Here is a 14,482-nt window from a genome sequence, read left to right as displayed (position 1 = left end):
CAACTCGTCGGGCACCAGCCGCCGCGACAACTCGTCCATCACGAATCATGATCTTGCCCGCACCGCAGCCAAGATCCAAGTGAGACACGCTCTTACTCCGACAGTCGGATATCACTGGCAGAGTGTGAGGTGACCGACGCCAGAGCGGATCCCGGCGTCGGGCTCCTCGACCGAACGGCATCGCGATGCGGATCGCCAACCTCGCCGGGGTTCACTGACCCCCGTCGGCGAACATGGCGACCAGGCTGTGTGGGGCGCCCTCGCCGAAGAGCAGCTCGTGCAGCTCGTCGCCGTCGGCGGCCGCCGCCGCGCTCCGGGGGAACATGGCCCGCTCGAACTCCGCCAGCGCCGTCTCGACGTCGTCGTGCCCGGCCAGGGCCAAGGCCAGCTCGGCGCCGTCGAGCATGGCGAGGTTCGCGCCTTCGCCGTTCGGGGCCGCGAGGTGGGCGGCGTCGCCGACCAGCGTCACGCCCGGCACGCGGTCCCACCGGTGCTCGACCGGCAGGGTGTGGAGCGGACGCAGGACCGGCGCGGCGTCGGCGTCGGTGATCAGCGCGGTGAGTTCGGGGGCCCAGCCCTCGAACTCCCGCGCGGTCCGCTCGACGGCTGCGGCCGCGTCGGTGAAGTCGCCGAACCACTCGATCGGGTGGGTCAGCGCGACGTAGGTGTGCAGGGTGCCGTCCTTCTCGCGGTGGGCCTGGATCCCCTTGCCCGGCGCGAGCGCGAGCATGGCCCCGGCGCCGACCGCCTTCGCGGCGGCCGGGTGCCGGGTGTCGCTGTCGTACAGGAAGGTCTCGACGTACGACCGGCCGATGTACTCGGGCGTGGCCGCGGAGAGCAGCGGGCGGACCTTCGACCAAGCGCCGTCCGCGCCGACCAGCAGGGTCGTGGTGACGGTGGCGCCGCCGGCGAAGGCCACCTCGTGCCGGCCGTCGCCCAGCGCGCGGACGCCGGTGACCTTGTGTCCCCAGTGGACGGTGCCCGCAGGCAGCGAGTCGAGCAGGAGCTGCCGCAGCTCCCCGCGGGGCACTTCGGGGCGTCCCCCGGTGCCGTCGTCGGGCTCGTCGTGGACGACCGAGCCGTCGCGGCCGAGGACCCGGGTGGCCTCGTGACCCTCCAGGACCAGCCCTCGGAACTCCTCGGTCAGCCCGGCCGCTTCGAGGGCGACCTGGCCGGTGCCGACGTGGATGTCGAGCAGCCCGCCCTGCTTGCGGGCGGCGGGGGACGGTTCGGCCTCGTAGACGGTGGCCGCGATGCCGTGGACGTGCAGGACGCGGGCGAGGACGAGACCGCCGAGCTCGGCGCCGATGATCGTGACGTTCATGGTGACTCCTTCGTTCTGGAATGTCATTCCATCTTGGAACAGCGTTCCAGATATGTCAAGATGAGGGCATGGCACCCCGCACCCGCCGCCGCACGGAGGCCCTCAGCCGCGACCGCATCGTCGAAGCCGCGGTCGAGCTCCTCGACACGACCGGCGAGGCCGGGCTGACCTTCCGGACGCTGACCGAACGCCTCGAAACGGGGGCAGGCGCGATCTACTGGCACGTCGCGAACAAGGGCGAGCTGCTCGACGCGGCGACCGACGGGGTGATCGCCGCCGCGCTGGCCGTCGGCTCCCCCGGCTCGCCGCGCGAGGAGATCCGCGCGGTCGCGCTCGGGTTGTTCGACGCCATCGAGCGGCACCCGTGGCTCGCCACACAGCTGGCGCTGCAGCTCTCGCGCAGCCCATGGGGGTCGGTGACGCCCCGGATCTTCGAAGGCATCGGCCGCCAGGTCCGCGCGCTGGGCGTGTCGGACGGCCACCTGTTCACGACGACCTCGGCCCTGGTGAGCTACATCTTCGGCGCCGCCGGCCAGAACGCCGCGAACAACGCGGGCGCCCCGCCCGAAGGGGACCGCGCGGAGTTCCTCGACGCCGTCTCGACCGCGTGGGAGGAGCTGGACCCGGAGGAGTACCCGTTCACCCGCGCGGTGGCGGCCGAGGTGCGCGGGCACGACGACCGCGAGCAGTTCCTCGCCGGGCTCGACCTCGTCCTCGCCGGCATCGCCGCCGTCCACCTGTCCGGAGCCGGGTGATACAGCAACGGAAAAAGGCCCGACCGCGAAATTCACGGCTGAATTTTCCGTCGGCCTGATCCGGGGAAATCGGCCGCACCATCGCGGGCTGGGCGCTCAGGAGCAGCAAGCACCCGCCCGTCCGCACCACGCCGGAAGCGTTGAACAGGTTTTCGCCGTTTCTTTCGCGGGACGGTCCGTCAGCCTGACGTTTTTCCGCTTCGCCACGAATCGAGTGCAGACCTCGATTCGGCGGACATGGCACTCAGTGCCACTACGGGCGGCGGAGGACCTCCCCCACCTGGGCGACGACCTCGTGCAGCGGCGCCGACGTCGTCATCACGGCGACGACCGTGGCCGGTTCTTCGCGCGGCGCCCGGAATGCGGCGACCACCAGCGCGAACGCCTCGGCCGCGCGGATCTTGATGTCGTCCTCGCCGCCGGTGCGCAGCCAGCGCCGCAGGACGTGGTTGTTGGCGGCGGCGATCGCCGCGGCGGCGACGGCCGCGCGCAGGCTCGCCGCCGGGTCGCCGCGCTGTTCGTAGCGCGCCTGCAGGTAGCGCGCGAGCACGCGCTGGTAGCGGTCGACCGTCGCGACCTCCTTGTCCCGCAGCGAAGGCACCGTGCGGGTCAGGGCGAAGCGCTTGAGCGACACGTCGAGTTCGCCGGCGTAGGAGTCGAGCACGAGGCCGACCGCGTCGCAGGCCACCTCGATCGGGTCGCGCGCCGGGTCGGCCGCGGCGAAGGCGTCTTCCATCTCGGCCACGATCTCGTCGTGGTTGGCGAAGAGGACGTCGTCCTTGGCGTCGAAGTACCGGAAGAACGTGCGCCGGCCGACGCCGGCCGCGGCCGCGATGTCGTCCACCGTGGTGGCCTCGTAGCCGTTGGCGGCGAACAGGTCCACGGCCGCCGAGGCGAGGGCGCGGCGCAGCTGCCGCCGGCCCGCGGGGGTCGCCCCGACCCGGGTGGCCGGCGCGCGGCGCGGCGAATCGGTCATGGCCGGACGGTAGCAGCCGGGCTTGCTAGCGGCACTGAGTGCCGTTAGGCTGGCGGCCACTTCCCCACCGAGTGGAAAGGCGTCGCCGATGTCGCTCGACCAGCAGGTGCCCGTCGCGCCCCGGGATCCGGCGGGCGACCGGGTCGACGCCTTCTACGGCCGCCTCTTCGGCTGGCCGGTCAAATGGCGGGGAGTCCACCCGTTCCTCGCGCTGGAAAACGGGATCTGCGCGGTGACGCTGCCCAAGCTGAGCGCGGGCCCGGTCCTCTCGCGCCTCGCGGCGACGGGCTGCCAGGGCCCGGCGATGCACCTCCCCACTCAGCACGGCCCCCGCGTGGCGCTCCTCGCGGAGACCGACGGGCTGATCCCCCCGCGTGACGCGCTGCCGAGGAACGTCGAGGTGCTGGCCTGGGGAACGCTGCTGCCGCTCCCGGTCGGCCCGCGCCGGGTGGACCTGGCGACGGAATGGCTGTCGGCACCCGATCCGCAGCACCGGTGGCTGCCGAGCCTGAGCGCGGTGCTGGCGGGGATCCCCGAACGCTTCTAGGTTCCGAAAACGAGTCGACTCCCCGCCCGCGGCGGTGCCACAGTGGCCGATCATGGGGAACTCCGAGCTGCTGACCGCCGCGGACGTCGAGTCGATGCAGGAGCTGGCGCAGCGGGTCACCGCGCTGCGCCTGGACCTGGTGAACAGCGACGCGTCCTACGGCGAGCTGGCCTGGAACTTCGGCCGGGGCCACGCCGCCGCCGGCGCGACCTGGCCACGCCGGCTGTGGTTCTCCGGCGGTGAGCTGGTGGCGTGGGGCTGGGCCCAGCTGCCGCGCCGGGTGCGGCGCGACGACGGCTCGGTCAAGGACGTCACCGGCGCCTACCTCGCGTACCAGGTCCACCCGGCGCACGCCGCGCTGGTCGACGAGGTGATCGCCTGGTTCGACGCCACCGCGGGCGACGTCGAGCGCACGGTGCTGCCCAGCGCGGCCGACGAGTCCGGCTTGGCCCGCTGGGCCGCGCACGGCTACCGGCCCGACCCGGACGCGGCGGACTCCTGGACCCAGCTCACCGAACGCGACCTCACCGACCTCGAAGAACCGGTGCTGCCGCCGGGGTTCCGGTTCCGCACCGCGGCCGAGGCCGGGCCGGCCTCGGCGGTCCGGGCCCACGTCGCCGCGTGGACGCCCACGCCGTACGACGAAGAGGCCTACGAGGGCGTCCGGCGGACCTCGGCGTACCGCGGTGACCTGCACGTCCTCGTCGAGGCGCCGGACGGGACGATGGCGGCCTCGGCGATCCTGTGGCTCGACGAGGCGAACAAGACCGCCGAGTTCGAGCCCGTCGGCACGCACCCGGGCTACCGGCGGCTCGGCCTGGGCCGCGCGATGCTCCTGAACGGGCTGCGGCGGGCGCGGGACGCCGGAGCGACGCACGCGACCGTCGCCTGCCTCGGCGCGCCGAGCCACCCCGCCGCGCGCGAGCTGTACTACAGCGTCGGCTTCCGGGCGTTGTGCCGGGACGTTCCGCTCATCAAGACCGCGGGCTGAGGCCGCCCGGTCGTCCGTCCACAAAGGACTGATGTTTGGCCGGGGTGCCGGTGGGGTATTAACCACCCCCGCGAATCCACGCAGCCCCGTCGCCACCCGTCCGGGCGACGGCCGTGGTCGCCCGGCTTGGGCTGTGAGGCAACGATGAACCCTGACGGCACCGCCACGCCCCCGGTCCTCCGCCTGCCGTGGACGGCCTACGCCCTGCTCCTGGTCGTCGCCGCGGACCAGGTGACCAAGGCGTGGGCCTGGCGCGAAGTGCCGAGGACGCGCATCAACTTCGGCGGAAACCCGCTGGTCGGGCCGGTCGTCGGCGCGTGGTACGCCGGCCCGGTGACGGGCGCGGTGCTCGACCTCGCGGGGGCCGCGCTGCTGACGGCCGCGGTGCTGCTCCTGCTGCGCCGCCGGCACCCGGTGCTCCTGCGGGCACCGGCCGCGCTGGCGATCGGCGGCTGGACCAGCAACCTGCTCGACCGCCTCGGGCTGCACCACCTCACCGCGCCGGGCAGCGTCCGCGGCGCGATCGACTTCGTGCCCCTCGGCAAGTATTCGTTCAACGTCGCGGACTTCTTCATCATCGGGGCCACCCTCGTGTTTTCGCTCGCCCACGGCTACCGGTGGGCGACGGCGAGGCTGTCCGGCGTCGCCGCGGACGCCCCCTACTGCCGCCCGCGACCGGGCAGGCCGGCGCGCATCGTGACGGCGACCGGAGCGGTGGTGCTGGTGGCGGCCGTGACGCTCGGCGCCACCCACTACGGCGGGGCGACGCATCCCCCGCGCGTCCAGCGGACGTCCGCGAACCGGTGAGCCGGGCCGCGGCGCGCCCGGGCAGGACTTGGTGCTCAGTCCGCCGGCCGGTGCAGCCACGGGTTGCCCGCGGTGAGCCGCGCGGTGAAGCCCGTTTCGTCGCGGTACAGCGCCACCTGGCTGCAGATCTGGTGCGCGATCCACAGGCCGCGGCCGCCGATCCGGCGGTCGGCCGGGAGCAGGCCGGCGAACGGGTCGCCCGGGCCCTCGCCGGTGTCGTGCACCGTGACGACCAGGTGGTCGGGGTCCGCCCAGAGCCGCATCTCGACCGGCGGGCGGCCGTGGCGCAGCGCGTTGTCGACGATCTCGCTGACCGCCAGGACGAGGTCGTCGACCTCGGCGACGGGCAGGTCGGATTTTCCGAGGTCGAGCACTGCTCGGCGGGCGCCCGCCGGCTGCGGGTCGGTGAGCACGACGAGCGGGGCGGTGTGCTGGATCGGGAGCGGCGCCACCGGCCGGGGCCCGGCCAGGAAGGCGAGCGGGTCGACGTAGCCGGCGTTGCCGTGGCGGCCACCGGGCGTCGCGACGAAGGGGTGCGTGCGGGCGACGTCGTCGAGCACATGACGCGGGGTGGTCCGGGTGTCGTAGGCGCAGATGCTGCGCAAGGGGAACTCGTCGTAGGCGTGGTTGACCGCCGCCTCGTAGCGCGCCCACCCGTCCCACGACGTGTCGATCGCCGCGCGCGGGATCTCGCCGAAGATGCGGATCCCGGTGGCGCCGCCGGCGACCAGCCCGGCCATCATCGCCCGGTAGGACTTGATCGCGGCGGCCGGGCGCACGTAGAGCTCGTTCGTGGTCAGGTACCGCACGTCCGCCGACGGGAGGGCCTCGCGCACCAGCCCGGCCCGCGCCGGCTCCAGGGACACCATGGTCGGCTCGCCCGCGGTCAGCCCGCTCTCCAGGAACGGGACGGCGACGGCGAGCAGCTCGGCGTCGGAGCGGTAGTGGACTGCGGCGTGGTCGTAGCCTCGCGGCACGGTCTCCGCTTCGGCGGTCATGACTCCCCCTCCACGCGGACGCCGGCCAGGTCGAACAGCTCGAGCAGGCGTGCCGGCGTGGTCAGCCGCGTCCGCAGGACGACCGTCGTGTCGTGGCGCTCGGCGTAGTCGGCGACGTCGAACAGGCTGCGGTGGTCGATGAAGCCGAGGCGGTGGGCGTCGATCGCGATCGGCCCCGGGACCGCCCGCAGGTCGGCGCGTTCCAGGGCCAGCGGCCACAGCTCGCGTACGGCCGAGTCCAGTTCCCCCGCCAGCGCGGCGACGTTCCGGGAGCGCGCGTGGCCGTGCAGGTGGAACGGCGTCGCGCCCGCGTGAGCGACCGGGTGCATGCACGCCAGCTGCGCGACGACGTCGCCGCCCAGCTCGGTCAGGTCGTAGCCGCACATCGCCGACATCGGGTTTGCGGCCATGTAGCGGTCCACCAGGTGCTCGTAGCGGGCGAAAGCGTCCAGCTGCGCGGGCGTGCGCACCAGCGACGTCGCGTCCGCGACGACGCGCAGGCCGGTGAACCCGGCGGCGAGCGCCTCGTCGGTCGCGGCGGCGTAGAGCCGGACCTGGCCGGCGGGGTCGACGACGGTCCCGGTGGTGTAGGTCGAGTCGACGGACGAGACCTGAACCGCCCCGCGCAGCAGCCCCGCGTCGAACTGCCCGGTCTCCCGCAGCTGCGCGATCAGCAAGGCCTCGTCGCCTGGGGCGACGTAGAGCACCCGCTCCCCCGCGGCCAGTCCCGCGGCGAGGAAGTCCCGGGCGCGGGCGACGAACTCGGCCCACCGCCGGTACCCCCAGCACACGTGGCCGCGAGCCGGCCCGCGGTCCGGCTGTGTCGGCATCTGCACGGTGCGACAATACGCCGCCGCGCGCGAACGCCGGTTCACTCACTGGTGGACGCGGATCCGGAGGCAGCGACTTGCCGGCGAGGATCCGCCCGCGGGCGACCAAAACGCGAGCCCCACGGCGGCGCAGTCCGCATGGCCGCCAAAACGCAGCCCGCGGCGGCCTAAATCGACCCCACGGCAGCGCGGTCCGCCGCGACCGACTGCTCGCGAAAGCACCGGCTCAGCTGCCCACGACCGCCGCGACGAGCGCGTGCACTGCGGTGTCGACCTCGGCTTGCGTGCTCCAGCGACCCAGCGACAGCCGGATCGCCGCCGAGGCTCGGCCCGCGTCGAACCCCATCGCCGTCAGCACCGGCGATGGCGACTCGATCCCGCTGTGGCACGCCGATCCGGTGGCCGCCGCGATCGCCCGCGCGGCGGCCAGCACGCGGTCGCCGCGGGTTCCGGCGATGCTCACGTTGAGCGTGTTCGGCAGCCGCCGCCCCTCCTCCGCGGGGCCGTTGAGGCGGACGCGGCCCGGCAGCGCCTCGGCGAGCCGCCGGTGCAGGTCGTCGCGCAGCGCGGTGATCCGCCGCGCGGCGCCCGCGGCGAGGTCGTCGGCGGCGAGCCGGGCGGCGGTCCCGAGCGCCACCGCCAGCGCGACGTTCTCGGTGCCTGCCCGCAATCCGCGTTCCTGCCCGCCGCCGTAGGCGACCGGCTCCAGCGCGACGCCGTCGCGCACGAACAACGCGGCCGCGCCGCGCGGGGCGTACATCTTGTGCCCCACCACCGTCAGCAGGTCGACGCCGAGCGCGCCGACGTCGACCGGGATCTTCCCGCACGCCTGCGCGGCGTCGCAGTGCACGAGCGCGCCGCGGGAGTGCGCCAGGGCAGCCAACTCCGCGACCGGCTGGATCGCGCCGGTCTCGTTGTTCGCCGCCATGATCGACACGACCGCGCGGCCCGCGCCGGTCCGCAAAGCCGCTTCCAGCGCGTCGAGGGAGACCAGCCCGTGGTGGTCGACGGGCAGCACCGTGACCCGGGTGCCGTGCAGCCGGGCGAGCGCGCGGGCCGTCTCCAGCACGGCGGGGTGTTCGGTCGCCTGGACGACGAGGTGCGCGCCGGCGGCGAGCACCGCGCCGCGCAGGGCCAGCAGGTCCGCCTCCGACCCGGACCCGGTGAACACGATCTCGCCCGGCCGCGCGCCGACCAGCTCCGCCACCGCCGCCCGCGCGGCGGCCAGCGCCCGGCGCGGTTCGCCGCCGTAGGCGTGCTCGCTCGACGGGTTCCCGAAGAACTCCGTCCAGTACGGCAGCGCGGCTTCGGTGACCCGCGGGTCGACCGGCGTCGTGGCGTTGTAGTCGAGGTAGACCGGCCCGGTCGCCAGGCCCGGCGGCCGGGGGCACGTCACTTCGGTCGTCCGTCCGCTCATCCGGAGTCCTCCCTTTGCCGGAACGCGCGTCCAGCATGCCCCGCGCCGGGCGCCCGCGCCGGTTGCAACGTGGCATGCCACGTCACAAACTGAGCCGTCCGATCCGTCCCCACCAGGAGGTCCAGGTGACCGACTTCGATCGACGTGACGTACTGCGCGCCCTCACCGCGCTGGGGGTGACCGGGGCGGCCGCGGGCCTGCTCGGCGGGACCGCCGAAGCCGCCGGCACCGACCCGCTCTCCCTGAAGTTCTCCGTGGCCGAACAGTTCCGGCCCTTCGCCCTGATCGCCCCGAAGTTCGTCCAGGTCGACACCGCGGCGCGGCCCGGCGCCCTCGTCAAGACCGGGGTCCGGCCGAAGGCGCCCTACGGGACCGTGACCGTCGACGTGCTCGACGCCGGCGCTCCCGTGGTTGCCGGGCTCGCCGGGAACGGCGTTTCGGTGCTCGGCACGTACGACCCCGCGGCAGGGCAGACCGGCATCGAAATCACCACCGCGAGCGGCACCGCCGTCGTCAAGACAGCGGCGGCGAGCCTGCCGAGAGCGTTCGGCTTCGCCGTGGTGGTCAACGAAAACGCCGTGACGGTGCTGGCCGACACCGGCGGCGGCTGGCGGCCGCTGCTGACCGGGCGCGACCAGGTCCGCGCGCGGATCGACCTGCGCGACCCGGCCGTGCTGGGCGAGCTCGGCTACGCGTACGGCAGCCGCGGCCCGGCGCGGCTGGGCCGGGTGCGGGCCGGCTACTTCGGCCAGGCGGGCGTGCGCGACCCGCACGTCGTGCAGTACGCCGACGGCCGGCCCTACGTCCGCGACGGCAAGCTCTACCTGACGATGACCAACGCCGGCCTCGGCTTCTTCCAGCAGGCGCACTGGGGAGTGTGGACGCTCGACCTCGCCGACCCGACGAAGCTGGAGCAGGTCGCGGCGCTGTTCTTCGCGCGCGACGGCGTCGTGCTCGGCGACCACGCCGGCCAGATCGTCATCGATGACGACCGGTTCATCCTGCTGATGAGCTCCTGGGGCGACTTTTCCTTCACCGGCGTCCACGTGCGGCACACCGTCACCCGCGAGAACGTGCTCTCCGGCGTGCACGTCCTGCCGACGCGACAGCTCCCGCTGCCGACCACCGTCAGCTCGTGGGACCCGGCGCTGACCCGGATCGACGGCCGGTGGCACATCGCGTTCGTCGAAAGCCCCGCGCAGCAGCCGGCTTTCGTGTTCCACCCCGCGCTGGCGGCCGCGCCGCGCGGTGCCGACTACGACCACGGCCTGACGCTGCTGGGCGCCGACACGTCGGTCGGCCAGACCGAAGGCACGATCCTGCAGCGGGTGGGCGGGCGGTGGTACCTGTTCGCCAGCGACGGCGACGCGCGCGAGTACCCGGTGTACGACCTCCGGCTGCGCAAGCTGGGCACGCTGAACGCGCCGTACGGCACGAACATCCCGCACCCGATGCTGGTGCGGATCGGGAACCGGTGGTGGCTCCCGACGTTCGACGGCACCCAGTACGCCGAGGACGTCCTCGGCTACGGCGGCCACGGGGACTTCATCCTGATGCGGGCCTGAACCGCGTCGCCGCTGTCGTGGGTCGAGGTGCGGCGGAGGGGGAAGCACGCGTTCGACAAGCCGGCGGCCGCGCTAGCGCAGCCACGCCCAGAACCGCACCGCGACGACCTACCTGCGCAAGCACCGCGCCGGCGTCTACACCGCGCTCGCCGGCCGGCTCTGGCACAGGATGTCGCGGGTCAGCTCGAGCTGGCCGTGGTGCTGGGCCAGCTCCTCGTACACGTGCTGCAGCGCCCCGCCTTGTGTCCGGCCCGCCGGGGTGTCCGCGTACTTCGGCGGCGCCGGCACGCGCAGCGGTGCCTCCGGTTCGGCGACCGCGAGGTCGGCGCGCAGCTGCTCCTTGGCCGCCGCGACCCGCGACACCAGCCCGGCGACCGGCCCCGACGCCGTGAACTCGGCGGCCCGGTCGCGCTCCACCGCGCGGCCGGCCACCAGGGCGCCGACCCAGAACTCGAGCACGCCCAGGCAGTGCGTCACGATCGCGTAGGGCGTGTTGGTTCCCGGCAGCGGGGGCCGGCGGTTGGCCCGCTCGTCGCCGAGGTCCGTGAGGATCGCCGTCATCCCGTCGAGGGCGCGGCCGGCGAACCACAGGTAGTCGTCTTCGCTGATCCGCATGCCCGTCACTTTGCCACGGCGCTCAGGGCGACACCTCCATTTCCAGGCCCATGACCCGGACGGTGCGCCGCCGGCGCAGCCAGCCGCGGGCGGGCGCCCCGTCCGGCAGTTCGTCGAGGAACGCCTTGCGCTGCGCCGAGGTCGTCGACCGCCAGCGCATCGCCAGCACCGGGCGGACCGGCGCGATGAAGGGCCGTACCCGTTCGTGCGCCCCCGCGAGCCGGATCTCGTACTCGCGGTCCGGCCGATAGCCGAGGTCGAGGTCGATCAGCGGCTCGGCGCCGCCGGCGCGGCGGTGGCAGCGCGACAGCACCCGCGCGAGCTCGTCCATCGCGACCTGCAGCGTGCAGGGCACCTGGTCCTGCCAGCGGCCGAGGCGCGGGGCGTTCACCGACGCCGCCGTGACCTCGTCCGCGAGCACGACGAGGGCCCGGACCGGCGAACCGGCCAGTTCGACGCGGATCCGCCGCCGGTCCCCGTCGACGTGGAAGCGGAGCACGCGGTCGGCGACGACGGCACCCGACCGCAACCGGACCCACTCCTCGACGGCGTCGGGCGAGGGGCAGGACGACACGAAGGTGAACGCCAGTTCTTCGCCGGCGAGGGTCATCGCCACCGGGAACAGGGAACCGAGGTCGTGCATCAACGCCGAGCCGATGACGAGTGCGGCTCGGGAGCCGCCTCCGGTCATCGTCTCCTCCTCCCCCGAGCTACACCTGCAGGTCGGCTTCGATGCGCTTCAGGTAGTGGCGGGCCAGGGCCAGGTTCGCGCGTTCCCGGTCCAGCACCAGGTACAGGAACAGGGAGTTCCGCGACGAGTTCATCAGCCGGATCAGGTGGTACTGGCGGTGCAACGTGATCAGGATGTCCTCGATGCTGTCGTTGAGCGCGAGCGAGGACATCACCCGCAGCTTCGACCGCACGACCTCCGTGTTGCCGGCGGCGGCGACCTCCAGGTCGAGCCAGTCGCCACCCCCGCTGGTGCCGAGCGACATCCCGCTTTCGTAGTCGACCAGCGCGACGCCGACGGCGCCGGTGATCGACATGGCTTCCTTCAACGCGGTGTCGATGTTCATCATGGTGCTGCAACCTTTCCGTTGTGACAGCCTTGTGCGCTACGCGGCCAGGATCGTGCCGATCCGGTCGACGACCGGGCGGGACTCGAAGAGCAGGCGCCCGACGTTCAGGCCCTTGTCCCCCAGCACCACCATCAACGCCAGCCGGCCGACGGCGTAGACGGCCATGTAGCCGTCGCTGCCGAACACCACGGTCTGGCTCAGCGTGCCCTTCCCGGTCATTTCGGCGGCCTGGCGCGCGATTCCGAGATCGGCGGCGGCGAGCGCGGAGATCTTCGCCGGGTCGATGTAGTCGTCCGCGTCGGCGATGATGGGTATCCCGTCGACCGCGGCGAGCACCGTGCCGGTCACCCCGGCGACGCTGTCCCGGAGATTGCGCAGCTCAGCGGCCAGTGCGTCGAAATCCAATTCCTCTTTGCTTTCTTTCGGCAGCGACCGATCGGCCCGGAGGGCAGCGATCAGCCGTTCGAGTTGCCTTGTCGCCGGCGACCCTACCGCCATCATCACTGCCCGCCTATCCGCGCGGGATGGTCGCCCGCGCATTTACACGATCGGGTGAAGCAGGATGGTTGGTGTAACCGAAATAAATTCACCGGCGAAATGACCGTTCATTGATCACGGTCGACGGACGGTCGGTTGTCCGGAATTTTCGACGGGACGTTTGAAATGCGGTTATGACATTTCCGCGGTGCCGGCCGCGGCGGTTTCCCTGAGTGATCGGCAGGTACCATTCACCCGTTCACCGGAATCGGGCATCATGCGGGTATGACGGAACACGTCCTTCGCGCGGCCGCCGGGAGCGTCACCGGCGAGCGGTACCCGGCCAACTTCGACGTCGTGCACCTCGACGAGGAGCCGCTGCTCGCGGTGCTGGCCGACAGCATGGGCGACGGCGAAGGCAGCCGCGTGGCGGGCCGGACGGCCGTCGAGGTGTTCGTGGACCGGATCCGCCCGGTCCGGGGCGCCGTCGATCCCCCGCTGCTGCGCGCGGCGGTCGCCGAAGCCCAGGCGCGGGTCGGCGCGGCCGGCAAACGGATCGGCGGCTTGACGGGCTGCACCCTGACCGCGCTGGTGGCGTCCGGCGCCGGACTGTGGCTCATGCAGATAGGCGACTCCCGCGGCTACCGCCTGCGCGACGGGCTGCTGGAACAGCTGACGACCGACCACACCATGGCGTGGCTCGGCGCGGTCAACGGCTGGTACCCGTTTGACTCCCCGGAAGCGCACGCGGCCCGCTACCAGCTGACCCGCTACGTCGGCCACTCCGTGCACCCGGAGCCGGACGTCCTCAACGTCGCGCCGCGCCCGGGCGACGTCCTGCTGCTGTGCACCGACGGTGTCACCGACCAGGTGCCCTACCAGCGGGTGCGGGAAGTCCTCGCCGGACCGGCGTCGCCCGCCCGGAAGGTCGCCCGGCTCCTGGCCGACACCGAAGAAGCGGGCGGCCGGGACAACGCGACCGCGGTGGTCGTGCACGTCGTCCCGGTCTGAGCGGCTACGACGCGTATTCGTCGTGCAGGCCGAACTTCGTGATGTGCGCCTGCCGGCCCAGCGGGGTCAGGTCGAGGTAGGTGTACGTCGTCACGAGCTGGTCGAGACCGCGTTCGTACGTCGAGTACGTGTGGTGGACGTCGTCGCCGTCGCGGAGGAAGACGCTCAGGCCCTGCCACTCCCCCTCGGCGTACCACGGCGTGCCCTTCGCCAGCAACGTCGCCTTGTCCTTGTAGTTGTACTCGACCGGCGCGACGGACTCGTCGTTCGCGACGTGGTAGTCGAAGTTGAAGTCGCTGCCGAGCGAGGAGTACCACGGGATCGTCCAGCCCATCCGCTCCCGGAACGCCGTCAGCCGGCCGATCGGCGCGCGGGACACGAGCGCGACCGTCGTGTCGAGGGCGTGCAGGTGCTCCTCGTGCGCGATGTTGTCCACCAGCAGCGCGCAGCTGTTGTGGCCCACGGTGTCGTCCGGGCCGAACATGAAGTGGTACACGACGAGCTGGCGGCGGCCCTCGAACAGGTCGAGCAGCCGGGCTTTGCCGGCTGCCCCTTCGAAGACGTAGTCCTTGTCCACCTTGACCATCGGCAGTTCGCGCCGCCGGGCGCTGAGCGCGTCACGGCGCAGGGTCACCTCCTTCTCCTCCTGGAGGAGCTCCTTGCGGGCGGTCAGCCACTCGTCCCGCGAAACGATTCGGGGCAGGTTCATCGGTCGTTCTCCGTCATCCGGGGTCTGGGTCATCCGGTTCGACAAGGCGCGCGGCCGGAATGCACCGGCCCGCCCCAGCCAGAACGCGCCGGACACCGCGAAAACCAGCGTCAGCAGGACAGCCACGGGCGTCGAGGCGCTTCCGGGGGACAGCATCCAGACCATCGCGGCCGCCATCAGGGCGTGGTGGGCGTCGTGCCCGCGCCGGCCGGCCAGGGACCGGGCCGCGAACCACAGCCCGGCGAAGCCGAAGAGCACGACCTGCGAGAACGTGCACGCCATCGCGACCATGCCCGCGCCGAGGGCCACCTGCAGCACGCCGTCGACGGCGGTGAGGGCCCGGCGCCGGGCCGGTGCGGGAATCACTTCGCGGTTCCGGGT

Annotated in this window: 16 protein-coding genes; 6 read left to right on the top strand and 10 right to left on the bottom strand. The window is 72.9% G+C overall.

Annotated features, from left to right (window positions below; translation table 11 throughout):
* Positions 1-211 precede the first annotated feature (211 nt).
* Positions 212-1,324: an FAD-dependent oxidoreductase gene (locus tag ACZ7OH_RS43325; protein WP_470286238.1), complete on the bottom strand. Its 1,113-nt coding sequence runs from the start codon at positions 1,322-1,324 to the stop codon at positions 212-214.
* A gap of 68 nt (positions 1,325-1,392) precedes the next feature.
* Here ACZ7OH_RS43325 and ACZ7OH_RS43320 point away from each other — a divergent pair, with 68 nt between their 5' ends.
* The gene (locus ACZ7OH_RS43320) at positions 1,393-2,079 is read left to right on the top strand and encodes a TetR/AcrR family transcriptional regulator (protein WP_470286237.1); all 687 of its coding nucleotides are present in this window, start codon (positions 1,393-1,395) and stop codon (positions 2,077-2,079) included.
* 253 nt (positions 2,080-2,332) lie between these two features.
* Here the strand turns inward: ACZ7OH_RS43320 and ACZ7OH_RS43315 are convergent, their stop codons facing one another.
* Positions 2,333-3,055 (bottom strand): TetR family transcriptional regulator, encoded by a 723-nt coding sequence (locus ACZ7OH_RS43315; RefSeq protein WP_470286236.1) that lies wholly within the window; start codon positions 3,053-3,055, stop codon positions 2,333-2,335.
* An 88-nt stretch (positions 3,056-3,143) separates the two neighbouring features.
* On the opposite strand from ACZ7OH_RS43315, the gene ACZ7OH_RS43310 reads away from it, so the two are divergent.
* From ACZ7OH_RS43310 to ACZ7OH_RS43300, 3 genes are all read left to right on the top strand, one after another.
* Positions 3,144-3,602 carry a glycogen operon protein GlgX gene (locus ACZ7OH_RS43310; RefSeq protein ID WP_400892211.1) on the top strand — a complete coding sequence of 153 codons (459 nt, stop codon included), beginning with the start codon at positions 3,144-3,146 and terminating at the stop codon, positions 3,600-3,602.
* Positions 3,603-3,654: 52 nt separating this feature from the next.
* On the top strand, positions 3,655-4,593 hold the full coding sequence (locus ACZ7OH_RS43305) for a GNAT family N-acetyltransferase (protein WP_470286235.1): 939 nt from the start codon (positions 3,655-3,657) through the stop codon (positions 4,591-4,593).
* A 144-nt stretch (positions 4,594-4,737) separates the two neighbouring features.
* Entirely contained in the window at positions 4,738-5,400 is a 663-nt protein-coding gene (locus ACZ7OH_RS43300; protein ID WP_470286234.1) for a signal peptidase II, read from the top strand.
* 35 nt (positions 5,401-5,435) lie between these two features.
* Here ACZ7OH_RS43300 and ACZ7OH_RS43295 read toward each other — a convergent pair whose 3' ends face one another.
* The 3 genes from ACZ7OH_RS43295 to ACZ7OH_RS43285 all read right to left on the bottom strand — a co-directional run bounded on the left by ACZ7OH_RS43295 (position 5,436) and on the right by ACZ7OH_RS43285 (position 8,645).
* Complete coding sequence (locus ACZ7OH_RS43295; protein ID WP_470286233.1) at positions 5,436-6,398, bottom strand: anti-sigma factor RsbA family regulatory protein; 963 nt, start codon at positions 6,396-6,398, stop codon at positions 5,436-5,438.
* The gene (locus ACZ7OH_RS43290) at positions 6,395-7,228 is read right to left on the bottom strand and encodes an MEDS domain-containing protein (RefSeq protein WP_470286245.1); all 834 of its coding nucleotides are present in this window, start codon (positions 7,226-7,228) and stop codon (positions 6,395-6,397) included. The genes ACZ7OH_RS43295 and ACZ7OH_RS43290 overlap by 4 nt, the downstream gene beginning before the upstream one ends.
* Positions 7,229-7,454: 226 nt before the next feature.
* Complete coding sequence (locus ACZ7OH_RS43285; protein ID WP_470286232.1) at positions 7,455-8,645, bottom strand: cysteine desulfurase family protein; 1,191 nt, start codon at positions 8,643-8,645, stop codon at positions 7,455-7,457.
* A gap of 125 nt (positions 8,646-8,770) precedes the next feature.
* Between ACZ7OH_RS43285 and ACZ7OH_RS43280 the strand changes: the two genes are divergently transcribed.
* Positions 8,771-10,210, top strand: coding sequence for a hypothetical protein (locus ACZ7OH_RS43280; RefSeq protein WP_470286231.1), 1,440 nt, complete (start codon positions 8,771-8,773; stop codon positions 10,208-10,210).
* A gap of 135 nt (positions 10,211-10,345) precedes the next feature.
* On the opposite strand, the gene ACZ7OH_RS43275 is transcribed toward ACZ7OH_RS43280, so the two are convergent.
* From ACZ7OH_RS43275 to ACZ7OH_RS43260, 4 genes are read right to left on the bottom strand one after another with little or no spacing between them, the layout of a single operon-like run.
* Positions 10,346-10,825, bottom strand: a complete 480-nt coding sequence (locus ACZ7OH_RS43275) for a mycothiol transferase (RefSeq protein ID WP_470286230.1) — start codon at positions 10,823-10,825, stop codon at positions 10,346-10,348.
* 22 nt (positions 10,826-10,847) lie between these two features.
* Entirely contained in the window at positions 10,848-11,516 is a 669-nt protein-coding gene (locus ACZ7OH_RS43270; protein ID WP_470286229.1) for a hypothetical protein, read from the bottom strand.
* Positions 11,517-11,535: 19 nt separating this feature from the next.
* Positions 11,536-11,901 carry a hypothetical protein gene (locus tag ACZ7OH_RS43265; RefSeq protein WP_167379542.1) on the bottom strand — a complete coding sequence of 122 codons (366 nt, stop codon included), beginning with the start codon at positions 11,899-11,901 and terminating at the stop codon, positions 11,536-11,538.
* 39 nt (positions 11,902-11,940) lie between these two features.
* Complete coding sequence (locus tag ACZ7OH_RS43260) at positions 11,941-12,309, bottom strand: roadblock/LC7 domain-containing protein (RefSeq protein ID WP_470286228.1); 369 nt, start codon at positions 12,307-12,309, stop codon at positions 11,941-11,943.
* Positions 12,310-12,666: 357 nt separating this feature from the next.
* Here ACZ7OH_RS43260 and ACZ7OH_RS43255 point away from each other — a divergent pair, with 357 nt between their 5' ends.
* Entirely contained in the window at positions 12,667-13,392 is a 726-nt protein-coding gene (locus tag ACZ7OH_RS43255; RefSeq protein ID WP_470286227.1) for a PP2C family protein-serine/threonine phosphatase, read from the top strand.
* A 4-nt stretch (positions 13,393-13,396) separates the two neighbouring features.
* Here the strand turns inward: ACZ7OH_RS43255 and ACZ7OH_RS43250 are convergent, their stop codons facing one another.
* A complete protein-coding gene (locus ACZ7OH_RS43250) occupies positions 13,397-14,467 on the bottom strand; it encodes a DUF5134 domain-containing protein (protein WP_470286226.1) in 1,071 nt (356 codons plus the stop codon).
* Between the last annotated feature and the right edge of the window lie 15 nt (positions 14,468-14,482).

The sequence above is a fragment of the Amycolatopsis sp. NPDC114478 genome, assembly GCF_055633805.1.
This window is presented reverse-complemented; position numbering and strand designations above follow the sequence as displayed.

Excerpts from the sequence above, each read along its gene's own strand:
- ACZ7OH_RS43305 (WP_470286235.1), top strand. The coding sequence starts at position 3,655 with ATGGGGAACTCCGAGCTGCTGACCGCCGCGGACGTCGAGTCGATGCAG.
- ACZ7OH_RS43285 (WP_470286232.1), bottom strand. The coding sequence starts at position 8,645 with ATGAGCGGACGGACGACCGAAGTGACGTGCCCCCGGCCGCCGGGCCTG.
- ACZ7OH_RS43295 (WP_470286233.1), bottom strand. The coding sequence starts at position 6,398 with ATGACCGCCGAAGCGGAGACCGTGCCGCGAGGCTACGACCACGCCGCA.
- ACZ7OH_RS43275 (WP_470286230.1), bottom strand. The coding sequence starts at position 10,825 with ATGCGGATCAGCGAAGACGACTACCTGTGGTTCGCCGGCCGCGCCCTC.
- ACZ7OH_RS43300 (WP_470286234.1), top strand. The coding sequence starts at position 4,738 with ATGAACCCTGACGGCACCGCCACGCCCCCGGTCCTCCGCCTGCCGTGG.
- ACZ7OH_RS43255 (WP_470286227.1), top strand. The coding sequence starts at position 12,667 with ATGACGGAACACGTCCTTCGCGCGGCCGCCGGGAGCGTCACCGGCGAG.
- ACZ7OH_RS43325 (WP_470286238.1), bottom strand. The coding sequence starts at position 1,324 with ATGAACGTCACGATCATCGGCGCCGAGCTCGGCGGTCTCGTCCTCGCC.
- ACZ7OH_RS43290 (WP_470286245.1), bottom strand. The coding sequence starts at position 7,228 with ATGCCGACACAGCCGGACCGCGGGCCGGCTCGCGGCCACGTGTGCTGG.
- ACZ7OH_RS43265 (WP_167379542.1), bottom strand. The coding sequence starts at position 11,901 with ATGAACATCGACACCGCGTTGAAGGAAGCCATGTCGATCACCGGCGCC.
- ACZ7OH_RS43270 (WP_470286229.1), bottom strand. The coding sequence starts at position 11,516 with ATGACCGGAGGCGGCTCCCGAGCCGCACTCGTCATCGGCTCGGCGTTG.
- ACZ7OH_RS43320 (WP_470286237.1), top strand. The coding sequence starts at position 1,393 with ATGGCACCCCGCACCCGCCGCCGCACGGAGGCCCTCAGCCGCGACCGC.
- ACZ7OH_RS43315 (WP_470286236.1), bottom strand. The coding sequence starts at position 3,055 with ATGACCGATTCGCCGCGCCGCGCGCCGGCCACCCGGGTCGGGGCGACC.
- ACZ7OH_RS43310 (WP_400892211.1), top strand. The coding sequence starts at position 3,144 with ATGTCGCTCGACCAGCAGGTGCCCGTCGCGCCCCGGGATCCGGCGGGC.